Genomic DNA, 15,604 nt, shown 5'->3' on the forward strand with positions numbered 1-15,604 from the left:
TTAGGCCAGCCGGGGGCGCATGGCCAGAGGCGTGGTGGGTCAGGTCAGCGCCGCCAGGATCGCATCGAGCCCGTCGGTCAACGCGGCGGGGCCGGGCTGGAGGATGAGCGGCGACTTGATCTCGTGGATTCGGTTCCCGGCAACGGCGGGGATGGCCTGCCAGCCGGGGCGGGCGGCAATGCGCTCTGGGCGGACCTTCTTGCCGCACCAGGAGGCGAGGATCACGTCCGGCGCGGCGTCGATCACCTGCGCGGCGGTCACGATCCGGCCCGTGGCGGCCTGTTCGCGGGCGAGGGGGGCAAAGACATCGCGCGCGCCGGTGGTCTCGATCAGCTCCGAGACCCAGCCGATGCCCGAGATCATCGGCTCGTCCCATTCCTCGAAATAGACCTTGAGACCCCGGGCCGGAGCCTCGGAGCGCAGCCGGTCGAGGCGAGTGCGATAGCCTCGGGTCAGCGCCTGCGCAGCCCGCCCGCAGCGGGTGAGGGCGCCGAGGGTTTCGATCATGTCGAAGATGCCGGCGAGGCCGCGCTGGTTGAAGCCGTGCACGGCCACGCCCTCGCGCAGCAGGGCGGCGGCGATCTCGGCCTGAAGGTCGGAGAAGGTCAGAACGAGGTCGGGCTTCAGCGCCATCACCTTGGGGATGTCGGCAGAGGTGAAGGCCGAGACACGCGGCTTTTCGCGCCGCACGCCGGGGGGCCGGACGGCATAGCCCGAGACCCCGACGATGCGGTGCTGCTGGCCGAGGAGGTAGAGAGTTTCGACGGTTTCCTCCGTCAGGCAGACGATGCGCTCGGGCGGAAAGGCCATCAGGTCAGCCCGGTCGGCTGAAACAGCGGCCCGTGGTCGGTAAAGACGAAACTGCCGGTGATGTGGAAGACCTCGGCCAGCAACGCGCGGGTGAGCACCTCCTCGGGTGGGCCGTCGGCGGCGATGCGGCCCTGGTGCAGCACCACGAGGCGGGTGCAGTGGCGGGCGGCGAGCGAGAGGTCGTGCAGCGCGGCAATGACGGCGCGGCCCTCGGTGGCGAGGCGGGCGAAGAGCTGCATGGTGGCGATCTGGGCGGCCGGGTCGAGCCCGGCGATGGGCTCGTCGGCCAGCAGCAGCGGGGTTTCCTGCGCCAGCGCACGGGCGATCAGGGCGCGGGCCTGCTCGCCGCCGGAGAGCCGGGTGGCGCGGCGGCGGGCCAGCTCGGTGAGCTGCATCTGGGCGATGGCGCGGGCGGTGGCGTCGCGGTCGGCGCGGGAGGGCAGGTGCGGGGTGCGGCCGAGGGTGACGAGGGTTTCGACCGTCAGGTCCCAGGCGATCTCGCGGGATTGCGGGAGAAAGGCGGCCTCGCGGGCGCGCTGGCCGGGCGTGAGGGCGGTCAGGGAGGAGCTGCCAGTGGCGGGCAGCAGGCCCTGGGCGGCGCGGAGCAGGGTGGTCTTGCCCGCGCCGTTGGGGCCGATGAGCCCGACAAATTCGCCCGCGCCCACGGCAAGCGACACGTCGCGCAGGGTCTCGCGGCCGTTCTGCCGGGTGACGGAGAGATGGTCGAGCCGCAGCGTCATAGCCGCCCCCGCAATCGCCAGATCAGGTGTAGAAAGAAGGGTGCGCCCACCAGCGCGGTGACGACCCCGAGCTTGAGGTCGCGCGCGGGCAGGACGAGGCGGGTGGCGGTGTCGGCGGCCAACAGCATCGCCGCACCGCCCAGGGCGGAGGCGAGGAGCAGGGTCGAGGGGCGGTGGCCGGTGAGCGGGCGCAGCAGGTGCGGCACGACGAGACCGACGAAGCCGATTGCCCCTGCCACGGCGGTGCCCGCGCCGACCGAGGCGGCGACACCCAGGATCAGCGCAAGCCGCAGCCGGGGCAGGCGGATGCCCATCGAGGCGGCGGCGTCCTCGCCCAGCGAGAGCGCATCGAGTCCGCGCCCCAGCGGCAGGATCAGGGCAAGACCCGCGAGGATAAAGGGCGCGGCGAGGGCGACATGGGTCATCGACCGGTCGGCAAGGCTGCCCATCATCCAGAAGACGATCTCGGCGGCGGCATAGGGCGAGGGCGAGAGGTTGAGCACGAGGCTGGTGAGCGCGCCGGCCAGGGCCGAGAGGGCGACACCGGCGAGGATCAGCGAAAGGGCGGTGCCGCGCGGACCGGCGAGGGCGAGGATGGCCAGCACGGCGAGGCCGGCGCCCGCCAGCGCCATCAGCGGCAGGGCGAGCGCGGCGGCATAGGCCAGCCCGGTCTGGATGGCGATCACCGCGCCGAGGGCCGCGGAGGAGGACACGCCGATCAGCCCCGGCTCGGCCAGCGGGTTGCGGAGGTAGCCCTGCATGGCGGCGCCGGAGAGCCCGAGCGAGGCCCCGATGAGCGCGCCGAGGATGGCGCGGGGCAGGCGGATCTCGCGCATCACCATGGTGGCGGGGCCGTCGGACTGGGTGAAGAGGGCAGAGAGAGCCTCGGCAAAGGGAATCGAGGCCGGGCCCACGGTGAGCGAGGCGGTGAAGAGGGCGGCTGTGAGGCCGCCGAGAAGGGTGTAGAGCCGCGCGGGGGTCATCGGCGCGGATCCCGGGCGCAGGGTCGAAGACGCCTCGAAGGGCGGATGGGACCGCCCGCAGTGGGGCGCTCCTCGCGCGCGAGGGGCGGCTTGGCGGGCACGCGGAGAGCCCGGAGGGTGCACGCCGCGCGGCGCGGCGCTGCGGGCGCGGCGCTCGTGGGGTGCGGGTTTCGGGGCAGGTTCCCACCTGCGCTCACTGCATGGTCTCCCGGATTGCGGCCAGGCGCTCCACGGTGTCGAGCACGGCGGGGGTGCCGCAGGTCCAGTCGCTGTCGTGCAGGGTGTCGGTCGGGGTCTTCTCGCGCAGGGCGGCGACAACGGGGTGGGCGAGGATCTCCTCGGCCCGGCTCTTCGGGGCGCCTGGGCGGGCGGCGATGAGCAGGTCGGGGGAGGCGGTGGCGAGGGTTTCGAGCGGCACGACGCCACCGTAGGGCAGGCCAAGCTGCTCGGCCAGCAGGGTGAAGCCCGCGGCCTTCACCATCTGGCCGGGCAGGGTGGCATCGCCGGCGGAATAGCCGTTGGCGGCATAGAGCGCGGCGAGCGGCGCGGGGCCTTGCGGCGCGGGGAGCGCGGCAAGGCGGGCGTCGAACCGCGCCACATGCTCCGCGGCCGCAGGCTCGCGGCCCAGCAGCGCGCCCATCCGGGTAATGTTGGCGCGGATGTCATCGAGCGTTTCGGCGGGCGGAAATACGGCGACGGTCAGCCCCAGCCGGTCGAGCATGCGCAGCGTGTCGGGCGCGGTAAAGCTGCCGGCCAGCACGAGGTCGGGGGCAAGCAGGTAGACCTCTTCGGCGCGGGCGGAATTGCCGGGCAGGGCCCGGGCTTCGGCAGCCAGCGGCGTGTCTTCGGCCTGAAGCATCCGGGTCACCGACACGATCTGCCCCGGCGCCGCCAGCGCCAGCGCCAGCTGGTCGGTGCACAGGTTGATCGAGACCACCCGCTCGGGCGGGGCGGCGAGGGCCGCGCAGGCCCCCGCCAGCCAGAGCGCAAGCGCACTGGCGGGGTGCTTAGAACTTGGCACGGAGGCCGACGTAGAAGGCGCGGTCGGACTGGCCGTAGCCGTTGACGGTTTGGTATTCGACATCGCCGATGTTCTCGATCCGGAAGTAGGCTTCGGCGCTGTCGCTCACGTCGTAGGTGACCATGGTGTTGACAAGCGTGTAGTCATCGAGCCTGACCGGATCGTAAGGAAAGCTCGCGCCCACATCCAAGTAGTCGGAAACATGTTGCAGTTCGGCGCGGGCGGTCCAGCGGGGTGCGATCTCGGCATCAACGCCCAGAACGAGATTATTGCGGGGCACGCGGAGCACCCGAGCGCCATCTTCACCCTCGCTCTCGGTGTAAGTGTAGTTGCCGAACAGCGAGACCCGGTCGGAGAGCGCCTTTTGCCCGGACAGCTCGATGCCCCGGGCGATGGAGGTACCCTCTGCCTGCACGTTCGGTGAGGGGAAGGTTGGCCCGAAGGTGATGCGATCTTCGACTTCGCTGTAGAACAGCGTGGCCTTGACGAAGTCTTCCCTGCCGAGGCGCTTCTCGATGCCGAGTTCGGCACTGAAGCTGGTTTCGGGGGTGAGGTCGGGGTTGCCGGAGTTCGGCGCGTAAAGCTCGAAGAGCGAGGGTGCGCGGAAGCCGGTGGCCAGAGAACCGCGCAGGATCAGGTCATCCTGCGGGCGGTAGGCAAGGGCAAGGCGCCCGGAGGTGTATCCGCCGAACTCCTCGTGCTCGTCGTGGCGCAGCGCCGCAACCACATCGAGCTGTCCGGTGGGCGACCAGTTCAGCTCGGCAAAGACGCCGGTGTTTGTCACATTGCCCTCGGCGGCGGTGCCGAAGGCGAAGGAGGCAAAGCTCTCGTCGCTGTAGTCGAAGCCGAAGTTGAGCCGCATGGTGGGCGACAGCGTGGCCTGGCCCAGATAAGCCAGCGTCTTGCGTTCACCCGCGTAGGTGCTGCCGCTGCTGGTTTCGCGGTCGAAGTCGAAGCTTGTTGCCGAGAGTTCGTGAGTCACCTTCGCGCCCTCGTAGCGGGCGAAGAGGCGCAGGCCGTTGGAGGTGTTCTCGATGGTGTCGTCGGTGTCACCGAAAGGGAAGCCGCCGTCGAGGTCGTACTCGCTCTTCTCCGAGAAGCCGCTGAGGCCGATGGTCAGGGCCTCGGTCAGGGCATATTCGCCGTTGAACGAGAGGCGGACGGTGGAGAGGCTGTCTTCTTCGGTGTTGCCGTCTTCCTCGTCGGCTGCCGAGAAGCCGCCGAACTCCAGCCGCGACAGGGTGACGGCGAAGCTGTGGCGCTCGCCCTTGCTGGTGACGGTGGCGTTGGCATCGAAGCTGTCGTAGCTGCCGACCTCGCCCTCAAGGTAAACGTGAGTGCCCTCCTCGGTGGCGCGGCGGCTGTTGATCGAGACAACGCCGCCCACGGCAGCGGAGCCGTATTGCGCCGACTGCGCGCCTTTCAGCACTTCGATGCGCCCGATCCCGCCGGTGGTCAGCGTGCCGAAGTTGAAGGCGGGGTTGGTGGCGGAGAGATCGAGAACATTGATGCCGTCGATCAGAACCGAGGTGTAGCGCTGGTGCAGGCCACGGATGCGAATGTCGGCGGTGCCGCCAGGGCCCCCGGTCATGGCCAGCGAAAGCCCCGGCTGGCGAGACAGGTAGGTGGCCACGCTGCTGTCGCCCGCCCGTTCCAGATCTTCGCGCGTGGTCACCTCGACGGTGGCGCCGGTGCGCTGGGTTTCGGTGCCGTCGGAGAGGTCGGCGGTGACGGTGATGGTGTCGAGGTCATAGACTTCCTGCGCGGCGAGTGGCGCGGCGGTGGCGGCCAGGATGGCGGTCGTGACAAGGAGGCGGGTCATGGCGTCCAAGGTCCCTCTGCTTCGGCCCTTTTGCGGGCCGTTGTGGCGTGGTGTCCTTGGAATGGCAGGGCCTTCCGCAGACGGTGCTTTCGTCACCGCTACGGACAGACCGTTGACGCCGTGCGCCCCGCACGGGTTCAGGGTGATCGCCTCGGCAGGTCTCCTGACTTGCGGGTCATCGCGAGTTGGCCGGCCTTCCCGGGGAGGATCCCCCAGTGGCACACAGGCCTCGCTCTCCGCTCACAGTTGCGGGGGCAGTCGCGGCATTGGAGAGCGGGTCTCCGCACCGTGTTCCCATTTTGCTCCGGGCTTGCGCCCGAACCGAAGCAAGGCGGGGGTAGCGCAGGAGAGGCGGCGGGCGCAAGGGATTCGTTTCCCCTGCGCCCCTTGGGTGCCTACTCGGCCGCGCGTTCGGCGGCGCCGGGCTGGTTGAGCGCCTCGACCTTCTCGGCCTGGCCGGGGTTGGTGGCGGCGCGCAGCACCGTATAGCCGATGATGGCCGATACGGCGGAGCCCAGCAGCACGCCGAGGCGCACCTCGTTCATCAGTACCGCATCGTCGAACGACAGCGAGCCGATGAAGAGCGACATGGTGAACCCGATGCCGGCAAGGCAGGCCAGGCCGTAGATATGCGCCCAGGTCACCCCGAAGGGCAGCTTGGCCAGCCCGGACTTGACCATCAGCCAGGTGGTGCCGAAGACGCCGATCTGCTTGCCGACGATCAGGCCGAGCGCCACGCCCAGCGGCACCGGGTCGAGCAGCGAGGAGAGCGACATGCCCTGAAGCACCACGCCGGCGTTGGCAAAGGCGAAGAGCGGCACGATGACGTAGAGCACGTAGGGAGCCAGCCCGTGCTCGATCGAGTGCAGGGGCGACTTGTTCCACTTGTCCTTCAGCGGGATGCAGAAGGCGGTGATCACGCCCGCGAGCGTGGCATGCACGCCCGACTTGAGCACAAAGACCCACATCACCACGCCCAGCAGCAGGATTGGCGCCACGCGGTGCGCGCCGCGCAGGTTGCGCCAGATCATCAGGGCCAGCGGGATGCAGGCGAGGAAGAGGTAATCGACCTGGAGGTTGGCGGTGTAGAACAGCGCGATGATGAGAATGGCGCCCATGTCGTCGAGGATCGCCAGCGTCAGCAGGAAGATCTTGAGCGAGGGCGGCACACGGGAGCCGAGCAGGGCCAGCACGCCCAGCGCGAAGGCGATGTCGGTTGCCGCCGGGATCGCCCAGCCGTGGATGGTGGCGGCGTTGCCCCAGTTGAAGAACACGTAGACGGCGGCAGGCACCACCATCCCGCCCACGGCGGCCATGCCGGGCAGCACCACGTCGGCGGGGTTCTTCAGCTTGCCCTCCATCAGCTCGCGCTTCAGCTCGAGACCGATCAGAAAGAAGAAGATGGCCATGAGGCCGTCGTTGATCCACAGAAGCGCCGGTTTCTCGATGCCTTCGCCGTTCACGGTGACGCCGATGTAGGAACCCAGGAACTCCTGGTACTCGGGGTTGAGCGAGGAGTTGGCGATCATCATCGCGGCCACGGCGGAGAGCATCAGCACCACGCCGCCGGCGGCGTCGGAGCCGAAGAATTCGTCGATTGTTCTGCGGAGCATTCCCTGTCCCTGTTGCGCGTTCAGTTTCCCTAGGTAACGAGATGGCAACCCGGTTGGTTCAGATCAACCGCGTGAGGCGTGGTGTCGCAGGTTTTTCTCAGAGTTTCTCGAAGATTGCGCAGGCCAGTTCGGCGCGGATGGCAAAGCCGAGGCTCTCGTAGAGCGCGATGGCCGCCGGGTTGGAGGCGAAGGCGTGGAGAAACGGCGTGCTGCCCGCAGCCGTGATCTGGTGCGCGACATGGGCAGAGAGCCGCCGGGCGAGCCCCTGGCCCCGCGCCGAGGGGTCGGTGCAGACGCCGGAAATCTCGGTGAAGCCGGGCGCGGCCATGCGGGTGCCGGCCATGGCGATGAGCCGGCCCTCGTGGCGGATGCCCCAGAACGGCCCGAGCTCCAGCGCGCGCAGGGTGAAGGGGCCTGGCCTGGTGGCCTCTGCCAGCGCCAGCATCTCGGCGGCGTCGCGCGGGCCGAGGGGGGTGATGCGCGGGTCGTCGGGCGCGGGCGGCAGGGTGCGGGAGGTCAGTTGGACGGCATCGGCGCGCAGGGTCTCGGTGAAGCCGGGCAGGGTGGCCACCCGGGCCTTCTGGAGAAACACGGCGATCTCGCCGGGCGCGGCGAGGGTGGCGAGGTCTTCGGGGTGGGCCGGGTCGATGCAGGCGAACGGAATCAGCCCCGGGTCGTAGCGCAGGGCGGTGCCGCCGCGCTGGGCGAGCTGCGCGTGGGGGCCGGTGAGGGCGGCCCGTGCGGGGCAATCGAGCGGGTGGTCGGGCATGGGCGGGTCCTGCGCATCTGCCCCCAACATGCCCCGGACGGCGGGCGCAAGCATGAAACGGCCGGGGCGCGGCGGCCCCTGTGCCGTCGGCCCGCCCCGGCCGTCCTGTCAGCTGCCCGAGCTGGAAGACCTGACCAGCGCGCCGGAGGCCATGTCGGTGGTGATGTAATCCAGCTTGGCCTCCTTCCAGCCGCCAAAGCCGCCGTCCATGTGGGCAATCTGCCCGCCACGGGCCTCAAGCGTCTTGCGCGCCATCTTCTCGGAGCGTTTGGAGGAGCCGCACATCAGAACGACGCGCTTGTCGCCCTCCTCGGGCAGGAAGCGCGGGTCGAAGAAGGCCATGGGCAGCAGCAGGGCCCCCTCGACATGCTCGAAGGCGTATTCCGCCGGGGTGCGCACGTCGACCAGCACCAGCTTGCCCTGCGTAAGGCCCTCGTTGACCTCTTCGGGGGTCCAGGTTTCCAGCGTGCCGTGATCGGTGGTCTCGGTCTTCATGATGTGTCCTCAAAATCTGTTTGCGGGGATCTTGTAGTAGCTGTGCCCGTCCGCCTCCGGCTCAGGCAGGCGGCCGCCGCGCAGGTTGACCTGAAGCGCGAAGAGCATCCGTTCGGGCAGGCCGAGGGTCTCGTCGCGCGCGTCGCGCAGCGCGATGAACGCCTCCCGGCTCCTGCCGCCGCCGACATGCGGGTTGTCGGCGCGGTGCCGGGCGACGGTGGCCTCGCACTCCGGCTGGTCGCGGTCGTCGGTGCCGTAGTCGTGGCCTATGAACAGGCGGGTCTCGTCGGGCAGGTCGAGGATGCGCTGGATCGAGCGCCACAGCTCCTCGGTGCTGCCGCCCGGAAAATCGGCCCGCGCGGTGCCGACATCGACATGCATGAGCGTGTCGTGGACGAAGGCGGCATCGCCGACGACATAGGTGATGGAGCCGAGCGTATGCCCGGTCGAGAGCATCACCCGCACGTCCAACTCGCCCAGCTTGAAACTCTCGCCATCGGCAAAGAGCCGGTCGAAATCGCCCTTGATCGGGAAAGCACCGGGCATGTGGTAGTAGTCGCGCCAGAGCTCGGCGATCTCGGTGCATCTCTCGCCGATGCCGTGCGGTGCGCCGGTGCGCCCGGCCAGCCAGTGGCCGGCGGTCAGGTGGTCGGCGTGGGGATGGGTGTCGAGGATCCAGGCCAGCTCGTAGCCGTTGGTCTCGATGCAGCGCAGCAGGTCTTCGGCGGATTCGGTGGAGGTGCGGGCATGGGCCGGGTCGAAATCGAGCACGGGGTCGATGATGGCGCAGGCTTTCGTGGCCGGATCGGCGCAGATGTATTGCCACGATCCGGTGTCTTCTTCGTAAAACCCGTGCACAACGGGACCGCTCCCGCTGGCGGCGCTTTTTACCTGGCGTCCGGTCGGCATGCTCTCTCCTTTCCGTGTCGTTCCCAAGGGAAACGGCCTTACCGCGCTGGAAGGTTCCATCGCGGGTGCGATTCGAAGGGCCGGAGGGGCCGGACGGGGGGCCCGAAAAACAACAAACCCCCGGGCAGGGCCGCGGGGGTCGTCGTAGGCGGGGGCCGAAACCCTCGCCGTTCGTGTGTCGACGGGATTTACATCATCCCTTCGCGCTGGGCCTTCTTCCGAGCCAGCTTCCGCGCACGGCGGATCGCTTCGGCCTTTTCACGGGCTTTCTTCTCGGACGGCTTCTCGAAGTGTTGCTTGAGTTTCATCTCACGAAACACACCCTCGCGCTGAAGTTTCTTCTTCAGAGCACGAAGCGCCTGATCGACGTTGTTGTCACGAACGCTTACCTGCATGTGGTTGTCACCACCTTTCCGGTTTGAGTTGCAAGAATTTGCAGGAGGGCGCCGTATAGCAAAGCGCCGGGCATCTGTCTACACTCGCCGGAAATTTGCCCTATGTTGCCGAGACATGATGACGAGCCAGCCCGAAACCCCCGCAAAAGCCGCCATTCTCGATGCCGCCCTGCCCCACGTCGCCTTCGACGGATGGTCCGACGAGGCCCTGACCCGTGCCGCCGGGGAGGCGGGGGTGAGCGCGGGCGAGGCGAGGGCGCTGTTTCCGCGCGGCGCGGTGGACCTGGCGCTGGCCTTTCATGCCCGCGGCGATGCGAAGATGCTGGAGGCGCTGGGCGCGGTCGAGCTGGAGGCGATGCGCTTCTCCGAGCGGGTGGCCCATGCGGTACGGCTCCGGCTTGAGGCGATCGAGGGCGATCGGGAGGCGGTGCGCCGCGCCGCCTCGCTCTTCGCCCTGCCACAGAACGCCGCCGCAGGCGCCGGCGCGGTCTGGGGCACGGCGGATGCGATCTGGCGGGCGCTGGGCGACACCAGCGAAGACCTCAACTGGTACTCCAAGCGGGCCACGCTCTCGGCGGTCTACTCGGCCACGCTGCTCTATTGGCTGGGCGACCAGAGCGAGGGACACGAGGCGACCTGGGCCTTTCTCGACCGGCGCATCGACGATGTGATGCGAATCGAGAAGCTGAAGGCCGGGCTTCGGAAGAACCCGCTGACCAAGGGGCTGATGGCCGGGCCCGAGTGGCTGGCCGCCCGCGTGCGTGCGCCGCGCAGCACCCCGCCGGCCGACATGCCCGGCCATGTGAGCAAACCCTAGGGCGGGTGCCGCCCCCGCCACTCCCAAGACCAAGGACTCCCCGATGACCCTGCCCGAGACGATGAACGCCGTGAAAATCACCAGGCCCGGCGGGCCCGAGGTGCTGACGCTGACGCAGGTGGAGGTGCCGCAGCCCGGCGCGGGGGAGATCGTGATCAGGGTGGCCTGGGCCGGGGTGAACCGGCCCGACGCGCTGCAACGCGCCGGGGCCTATGCCCCGCCGCCCGATGCCTCTCCCCTGCCCGGCCTCGAGTGCTCGGGCGAGGTGGTGGCCGTGGGCGAGGGCGCGCGCTGGGCGGTGGGCGAGCACGTCTGCGCCCTGCTGCCGGGCGGAGGTTACGCCGAATACGTCAAGTGCCCCGCCGCCCATGCCCTGCCGGTGCCGGAGGGGATGGGGCTGCGCGCGGCCGCCTGCCTGCCGGAGACTTTCTTCACCGTCTGGTCCAACGTCTTCATGCGCGGCGGGCTGAAGGCGGGCGAGGTGTTTCTGGTGCACGGCGGCTCCTCGGGCATCGGCACCACGGCGATCCAGCTCGCCCATGCCTTCGGCGCACGGGTGTTCACCACGGCGGGCTCCCGTGAGAAGTGCGAGGCCTGCCTGGGTCTCGGCGCCGAACGGGCAATCAACTACCGCGAGGAAGACTTCGTCGAGGTGCTGAAGGCCGAGGGCGGGGCCAACCTGGTGCTCGACATGGTCGGCGGCGACTACATCCCCCGCAACGTCGCCGCCATGGCGATGGACGGGCGGATGGTGCACATCGCCTTCCTCTCGGGCCCCAAGGCGGAGCTGAACTTTGCCCAGGTCATGGCGCGGCGGCTCACCCTCACCGGCAGCACCCTGCGCCCGCAATCGGTGGCCGCCAAGGCGGCGATCGCGGCTGAGCTGGAAGAGAAGGTCTGGCCGCTGCTCGCCTCGGGCCGTGTGGCGCCGGTGATGGACCAGGCCTTCGCGCTCGCCGACGCGGCGCAGGCGCACGCCCGGATGGAGAGCTCGCAGCATATCGGCAAGATCGTGCTGGAGGTGGCCGGCGGGTGAGCCGCTACCACCCGGCGCCGCTTTCCACGCCGCCCGGCACGCTGGTTGCGTTGCGCGACTGGATGCTGGCGGAGGGGGCCAACTTTGAGGGCTATGCGCTCGACGGGCGCGGCGTGGGCGAGGGATTCTCGGTGCGCCACGACGGCGCGGCCTGGCTCTGGGGCAACGAAGAGCGCGGCCAGTGGCGCGAGGTGGCCCGCTTCGAGACCGAGGCAGGGCTGGCGGCGCATGCCTGGGCCGAGATCGCAGCCGACGACTGGGCCTGGAGCCACCTGGTGGTGATGACCGACGATGCCGAGCGGGCCAGGGTCGTTGCCGAGGAGTGCCGGGCGCGGGGGCTTGTGGTGTTCACCGACAGCATCCCCTACGGCGGCCCCGACGACCCGCGCCACAGGGTCTTCGTGTTCGGACGCGGGATCGACGCGGTGGCCGACCTGGTGCAGCGCGACTGGATCTAGGCGCACCGCTGCCATGACGGGCCGGCGCGCGGTGGCCCGGGTGCGGCCCTACTCGGCGGCCCTCTGCGGCACGGGTTCGGGGGCCTCGGCGAATTCGCGCGGCAGCACCACGGCGAACTCGGTGCCTTCCGGGCCGGTGCGGCTGAGGTCGAGCCTGCCGCCGTGGCCGCGGATCAGCTCGGCCGAAATCGCCAGCCCGAGGCCCGACCCGCCCTTGCGGAACCCGCCCTGGAACGGCTGGAACAGGTGCTCCTGCGCCTTGGGCGGCAGGCCGGGGCCGGTATCGGTGACGGTGATCACCCAGCCGTCGTCTTCCTCCCGCCCGGTCACGCAGATCTCTCCCGGCTTGCCGGTGGCGACGATGGCCTGCCGGGCGTTGCGGATGAGGTTGGTCAGCACCCGGAAGAGCTGCTCGCTGTCGGCGCGCAGGGTCAGGCCGCTGGGGATGTCCTCGGCATAGGAGATGTCGTGCTCGCCCGCCGCCAGGCGCTCGCTGTCGATCACGTCGTTCACCAGGGGGGCCAGCGCGAAGCGCGAGAGCTTCGGCGGCGGCTCCTCGGCGCGGCCGAAGGCCAGCGTGCTCTCGCAGAGGTTGACCGCGCGGCTGATCGAGTTGACCAGCTTGGGCGCTGCGCGGGCCACCGCCGGGTCCTTGGAGCTTTCCATCCGGTCGGCGAAGAGCTGGGCGGTGGTGAGGATGTTGCGCAGGTCGTGGCTGATGCGGGCCACGGCGCCGCCAAGCTGGGCCAGGCGGTCCTTCTGCTTCAGCGCGGAGGTGAGCTGGGTCTGAAGCGCGTTCAGCCCCTCCTCCGCCTCGCGCAGCTCCAGCGCGCCGGCGCGCGGCTCGATGATGCGGCGGGCATCCTCGGGGGCCTTGGCATAGCTCGCCATCGCATCGACCACATGGTGGATCGGGCGGACGATGAAGATGCGGACGGCGAGGAACAGCAGCAGCGCTGTCAGCGCCGAAATCACCGCCGAGAGCCAGAGGATTCGCACGCCGTAGTCGAGCATCGCCATGCGCAGGTCGGCGGTGTCCATCGTCACCTCGATCAGCAGCCCGGCCTCCTTGACCGGGTCGCCGATGACCCGGATCAACTCGGCATCGCGCTTCCACAGCCGCATCATGGCGTCCATCATCAGCACCCAGGGGCCCGGGTCGCGCAGGTCGTAGGTCTGGGTCACCGGGGCGATGATTGGCGAGGAGAGAATCAGCTCGCGCATCTCGTCGCGCCGCAACACCACGTTCATGACGCCGGCGTTGCGCAGGAGTTCGGCCTCGAGGTTGGCGTCGATCACCTCGTCGGTCGCCAGCAGCGCCAGCGAGGCGATCTGGGCCCGCTCCAGGCGCGACAGCAGAAAGTCCTCCCGGAAGCGCGCGATGGAGGGCACGAAGATCAGCACTTCGGCCAGCATGACGAAGGCGATCGTCAGCATCAGGAAGCGGCCGGAGAGCGTATTCAGGAACATTTCTCGCGCGTTATACCATTTCCGCGCGGTCCGTCGCTAGGGCAGCAGGCGTTGCACCAGCCCGACGACCCGCTTGACCAGGGGGCTCTCGAACAGTTTCGGAGAGAAATAGGCTCCGGCGGCGCGTTTGTTAAGTTCCTGCAGGGTCGGGTAGGGCAGAACCGTGTTCGCCAGGGTGGTCAGCTTGTGGCCATTGGCGATGGCCGTGGCCCAGGGTGCGATCAGCTCGCCGGCCTGCGGCCCGGCGATGGAGGCCCCCACCGGGCGGCCCTTGACCACCATCAGCTTCAGCATCCCTTCGGCCCGGATGGCGCGGCCCCGGTCGGTGTCGTCGTAGCTCAGCCGGATCACCTGCAGCGCCGCGCCGTGCGCCTCGCGGGCCTGCGCCTCGGTCTGGCCCACCTGGGCAAGCTCGGGATCGGTGTAGGTGACCCAGGGGATATGCGCGGTCCTGGCCTTGGCGGGCAGGCCGAACATGGCGGAGCGGATGACGATGCCCGCGTGGTAGCCCGCGACATGGGTAAACTGCAGCCCCCCCGCGGCATCGCCGATGGCATAGACCCGGCGGTTGGAGGGGGAGCGCAGCGTGGCATCCACCTTCACAGCGCGGTCGTGGTCGACCTTGGCGACGTTGAGGTTGAGCCGGTCGATGTTGACCTGCCGTCCGACGGCGACCAGCAGGTGCGAGCCGGTGACGGGCCCGGAGGGCGTGTGCACGGTGACGCCACCCTCGGCGGTGACCTTCTCGGCTGCCGTTTCTTCCCGAATCTCGATGCCCTCGGCGCGGAGCTTGCCCAGCACGAAGGCGGCGAGGTCCGGGTCGTCCTTGCCCAGGGCCTTCTGCGCCTCGATCACGGTGACCTTGCAGCCCAGCCGGGCATGGGCCTGGGCCATCTCCAGCCCGATCGGTCCGCCGCCGATGACGATCAGATGCTCCGGGCGCTCGCGCAGGTCGAAGATGGTTTCGTTGGTGTGGTAGTCCACGCTCTCCAGCCCGTCGATCGGCGGCACGAAAGGCCGTGAGCCGGTGGCGATGACAAAGCGGCGGGCGGTGATGGTGTGCTCTCCGGCGCGCAGCTCGGTGGGGGAGATGAAGCTGCCCCAGTCGCGGATCACCTGCACGCCCAGCCCCTCGAACCGCTCCTGCGAATCATGGGGCTCGATGGCAGCGATCACCTCGGCCACGTGATCCTTGGCGCGGGCGTAGTCCACCTGAGGTACGGCGGGGGCCACGCCGAAGGGCGCACCGGTGGTCATGGCGTGGGCGTGGTGGGCGGAGGAAAGCAGCGCCTTGGAGGGCACGCAGCCGTAGTTCAGGCAGTCGCCGCCCATCTTGTGGCCCTCGACGAGCACCACCTTCGCCCCCATCTGGGCCGCGCCGGAGGCCACCGAGAGCCCGCCGGAGCCGGCGCCGATGATGCAGATGTCTGCCTTGATCGTGGACATCACAGACCTTTCTTGCCTCGGAGGGCCTTGAGAACGATGGGGAGGGCCGCCAACGCGCAGAGGCCGAGGATGGGCAGCAGGATGTGCGGCTCGAAGATGATGCCGAGGTCGGGCGTTTCGCCGCGGGCAAAGACCTCGCCCAGCCCGGCGCCGACCGAGGTGTAGACCACCGCGCCCGGGATGATGCCGAGGAAGGTGGTGATGGCGAAGCGGTGCAGCGGCACCGAAAGCAGCGCGGGCACCAGGTTGGCCACGAAGAAGGGCACCGCCGGCACCAGCCGGATCAGAAACAGCATCTCCCACTGGTTCGCGTCGATCCCGGCCTTGATCTTCTGCACCGCGCCGCCCGAACCGTCGAGCCGCTCGGAGAGCCTGTCGCCCAGCCCGAGGCGGGCCGCCTGGAAGATGCAGATCGCCCCGAGGGTGGCGGCGGTGATGTTGAAGAGCGCACCGGGGAAGGTGGCAAACAGAAATCCGCCTGTCAGCGTGGCCACGGTGGCGCCGGGCAGCGAGAAGGCGACGATCACGACATAGACGGCGATGAAGGCCAGCACGGTCAGCAGGTAGTTCTCGTCCCGGAAGGCGATGAGCGCCTCGCGGTTCTCGGCCAGGGTCCGGAAACTGAGGTAATCCCGCAGGAAGAAGGCCCCAAGCAGCGCCACGGCCAGGATCGCCAGCAGCGGCAACCGCCTGATCCAGGGGCTTTTCGCCCTGTTTTCCGTCATCTCGGCCATTCCGTCATCCCTTCGGTCCGTGGTATCAGTCATGGCAGAAGATGGGCGGGCACCCCATGCGCGGCGGCCCAGATCACGCCCGGTTG

At 69.4% G+C, this 15,604-nt stretch carries 16 protein-coding genes and 1 riboswitch; of the genes, 3 read left to right on the forward strand and 13 right to left on the reverse strand.

Annotation, left to right across the window (positions count from 1 at the left end; all coding sequences use genetic code 11):
• Positions 1-39: 39 nt before the first annotated feature.
• From BUR94_RS18200 to rpsU, 10 genes are all read right to left on the reverse strand, one after another.
• Positions 40-810, reverse strand: a complete 771-nt coding sequence (locus BUR94_RS18200) for a cobalamin-binding protein (RefSeq protein WP_074257863.1) — start codon at positions 808-810, stop codon at positions 40-42.
• Entirely contained in the window at positions 810-1,550 is a 741-nt protein-coding gene (locus tag BUR94_RS18205) for an ABC transporter ATP-binding protein (protein ID WP_074257864.1), read from the reverse strand. Before BUR94_RS18205 ends, BUR94_RS18200 begins: the two co-directional genes overlap by 1 nt.
• A complete protein-coding gene (locus BUR94_RS18210) occupies positions 1,547-2,533 on the reverse strand; it encodes a FecCD family ABC transporter permease (RefSeq protein ID WP_074257865.1) in 987 nt (328 codons plus the stop codon). Before BUR94_RS18210 ends, BUR94_RS18205 begins: the two co-directional genes overlap by 4 nt.
• 193 nt (positions 2,534-2,726) lie before the next feature.
• Positions 2,727-3,554, reverse strand: a complete 828-nt coding sequence (locus BUR94_RS18215) for an ABC transporter substrate-binding protein (RefSeq protein ID WP_074257866.1) — start codon at positions 3,552-3,554, stop codon at positions 2,727-2,729.
• The gene (locus BUR94_RS18220; protein WP_074258240.1) at positions 3,541-5,376 is read right to left on the reverse strand and encodes a TonB-dependent receptor plug domain-containing protein; all 1,836 of its coding nucleotides are present in this window, start codon (positions 5,374-5,376) and stop codon (positions 3,541-3,543) included. Before BUR94_RS18220 ends, BUR94_RS18215 begins: the two co-directional genes overlap by 14 nt.
• Before the next feature lie 136 nt (positions 5,377-5,512).
• A riboswitch (cobalamin riboswitch) is annotated at positions 5,513-5,717 on the reverse strand.
• A gap of 54 nt (positions 5,718-5,771) precedes the next feature.
• Entirely contained in the window at positions 5,772-6,989 is a 1,218-nt protein-coding gene (nhaA, locus tag BUR94_RS18225) for a Na+/H+ antiporter NhaA (protein ID WP_074257867.1), read from the reverse strand.
• A gap of 97 nt (positions 6,990-7,086) precedes the next feature.
• Positions 7,087-7,758 (reverse strand): GNAT family N-acetyltransferase, encoded by a 672-nt coding sequence (locus BUR94_RS18230; RefSeq protein ID WP_139301353.1) that lies wholly within the window; start codon positions 7,756-7,758, stop codon positions 7,087-7,089.
• A 108-nt stretch (positions 7,759-7,866) separates the two neighbouring features.
• Positions 7,867-8,253 carry a rhodanese-like domain-containing protein gene (locus BUR94_RS18235; RefSeq protein ID WP_074257868.1) on the reverse strand — a complete coding sequence of 129 codons (387 nt, stop codon included), beginning with the start codon at positions 8,251-8,253 and terminating at the stop codon, positions 7,867-7,869.
• A gap of 9 nt (positions 8,254-8,262) precedes the next feature.
• On the reverse strand, positions 8,263-9,162 hold the full coding sequence (locus BUR94_RS18240) for an MBL fold metallo-hydrolase (protein ID WP_074257869.1): 900 nt from the start codon (positions 9,160-9,162) through the stop codon (positions 8,263-8,265).
• Between the two features lie 188 nt (positions 9,163-9,350).
• The gene (rpsU, locus tag BUR94_RS18245) at positions 9,351-9,557 is read right to left on the reverse strand and encodes a 30S ribosomal protein S21 (protein WP_007118112.1); all 207 of its coding nucleotides are present in this window, start codon (positions 9,555-9,557) and stop codon (positions 9,351-9,353) included.
• A 115-nt stretch (positions 9,558-9,672) separates the two neighbouring features.
• On the opposite strand from rpsU, the gene BUR94_RS18250 reads away from it, so the two are divergent.
• The 3 genes from BUR94_RS18250 to BUR94_RS18260 are packed head-to-tail and all read left to right on the forward strand — an operon-like array spanning position 9,673 to position 11,868.
• Entirely contained in the window at positions 9,673-10,374 is a 702-nt protein-coding gene (locus BUR94_RS18250; protein ID WP_074257870.1) for a COQ9 family protein, read from the forward strand.
• Between the two features lie 49 nt (positions 10,375-10,423).
• The gene (locus BUR94_RS18255) at positions 10,424-11,410 is read left to right on the forward strand and encodes an NAD(P)H-quinone oxidoreductase (protein ID WP_074258242.1); all 987 of its coding nucleotides are present in this window, start codon (positions 10,424-10,426) and stop codon (positions 11,408-11,410) included.
• Positions 11,407-11,868: a hypothetical protein gene (locus tag BUR94_RS18260; RefSeq protein WP_074257871.1), complete on the forward strand. Its 462-nt coding sequence runs from the start codon at positions 11,407-11,409 to the stop codon at positions 11,866-11,868. Before BUR94_RS18255 ends, BUR94_RS18260 begins: the two co-directional genes overlap by 4 nt.
• 48 nt (positions 11,869-11,916) lie before the next feature.
• Here BUR94_RS18260 and BUR94_RS18265 read toward each other — a convergent pair whose 3' ends face one another.
• From BUR94_RS18265 to BUR94_RS18275, 3 genes are read right to left on the reverse strand one after another with little or no spacing between them, the layout of a single operon-like run.
• The gene (locus BUR94_RS18265) at positions 11,917-13,338 is read right to left on the reverse strand and encodes a sensor histidine kinase (protein ID WP_074257872.1); all 1,422 of its coding nucleotides are present in this window, start codon (positions 13,336-13,338) and stop codon (positions 11,917-11,919) included.
• A 36-nt stretch (positions 13,339-13,374) separates the two neighbouring features.
• Complete coding sequence (locus tag BUR94_RS18270; protein ID WP_074257873.1) at positions 13,375-14,784, reverse strand: dihydrolipoyl dehydrogenase family protein; 1,410 nt, start codon at positions 14,782-14,784, stop codon at positions 13,375-13,377.
• Positions 14,784-15,518, reverse strand: coding sequence for a TVP38/TMEM64 family protein (locus BUR94_RS18275; RefSeq protein WP_175570500.1), 735 nt, complete (start codon positions 15,516-15,518; stop codon positions 14,784-14,786). The genes BUR94_RS18270 and BUR94_RS18275 overlap by 1 nt, the downstream gene beginning before the upstream one ends.
• Positions 15,519-15,604: the final 86 nt, after the last annotated feature.

Origin of the sequence: Vannielia litorea (assembly GCF_900142295.1) — a bacterium.
Taxonomy (GTDB): domain Bacteria; phylum Pseudomonadota; class Alphaproteobacteria; order Rhodobacterales; family Rhodobacteraceae; genus Vannielia; species Vannielia litorea.

Coding starts and splice junctions, on each gene's coding strand:
- BUR94_RS18200 (WP_074257863.1), bottom strand. CDS start 810: ATGGCCTTTCCGCCCGAGCGCATCGTCTGCCTGACGGAGGAAACCGTC.
- BUR94_RS18205 (WP_074257864.1), bottom strand. CDS start 1,550: ATGACGCTGCGGCTCGACCATCTCTCCGTCACCCGGCAGAACGGCCGC.
- BUR94_RS18210 (WP_074257865.1), bottom strand. CDS start 2,533: ATGACCCCCGCGCGGCTCTACACCCTTCTCGGCGGCCTCACAGCCGCC.
- BUR94_RS18220 (WP_074258240.1), bottom strand. CDS start 5,376: ATGACCCGCCTCCTTGTCACGACCGCCATCCTGGCCGCCACCGCCGCG.
- nhaA (WP_074257867.1), bottom strand. CDS start 6,989: ATGCTCCGCAGAACAATCGACGAATTCTTCGGCTCCGACGCCGCCGGC.
- BUR94_RS18230 (WP_139301353.1), bottom strand. CDS start 7,758: ATGCCCGACCACCCGCTCGATTGCCCCGCACGGGCCGCCCTCACCGGC.
- BUR94_RS18235 (WP_074257868.1), bottom strand. CDS start 8,253: ATGAAGACCGAGACCACCGATCACGGCACGCTGGAAACCTGGACCCCC.
- BUR94_RS18240 (WP_074257869.1), bottom strand. CDS start 9,162: ATGCCGACCGGACGCCAGGTAAAAAGCGCCGCCAGCGGGAGCGGTCCC.
- rpsU (WP_007118112.1), bottom strand. CDS start 9,557: ATGCAGGTAAGCGTTCGTGACAACAACGTCGATCAGGCGCTTCGTGCT.
- BUR94_RS18250 (WP_074257870.1), top strand. CDS start 9,673: ATGATGACGAGCCAGCCCGAAACCCCCGCAAAAGCCGCCATTCTCGAT.
- BUR94_RS18265 (WP_074257872.1), bottom strand. CDS start 13,338: ATGTTCCTGAATACGCTCTCCGGCCGCTTCCTGATGCTGACGATCGCC.
- BUR94_RS18270 (WP_074257873.1), bottom strand. CDS start 14,784: ATGTCCACGATCAAGGCAGACATCTGCATCATCGGCGCCGGCTCCGGC.
- BUR94_RS18275 (WP_175570500.1), bottom strand. CDS start 15,518: ATGGCCGAGATGACGGAAAACAGGGCGAAAAGCCCCTGGATCAGGCGG.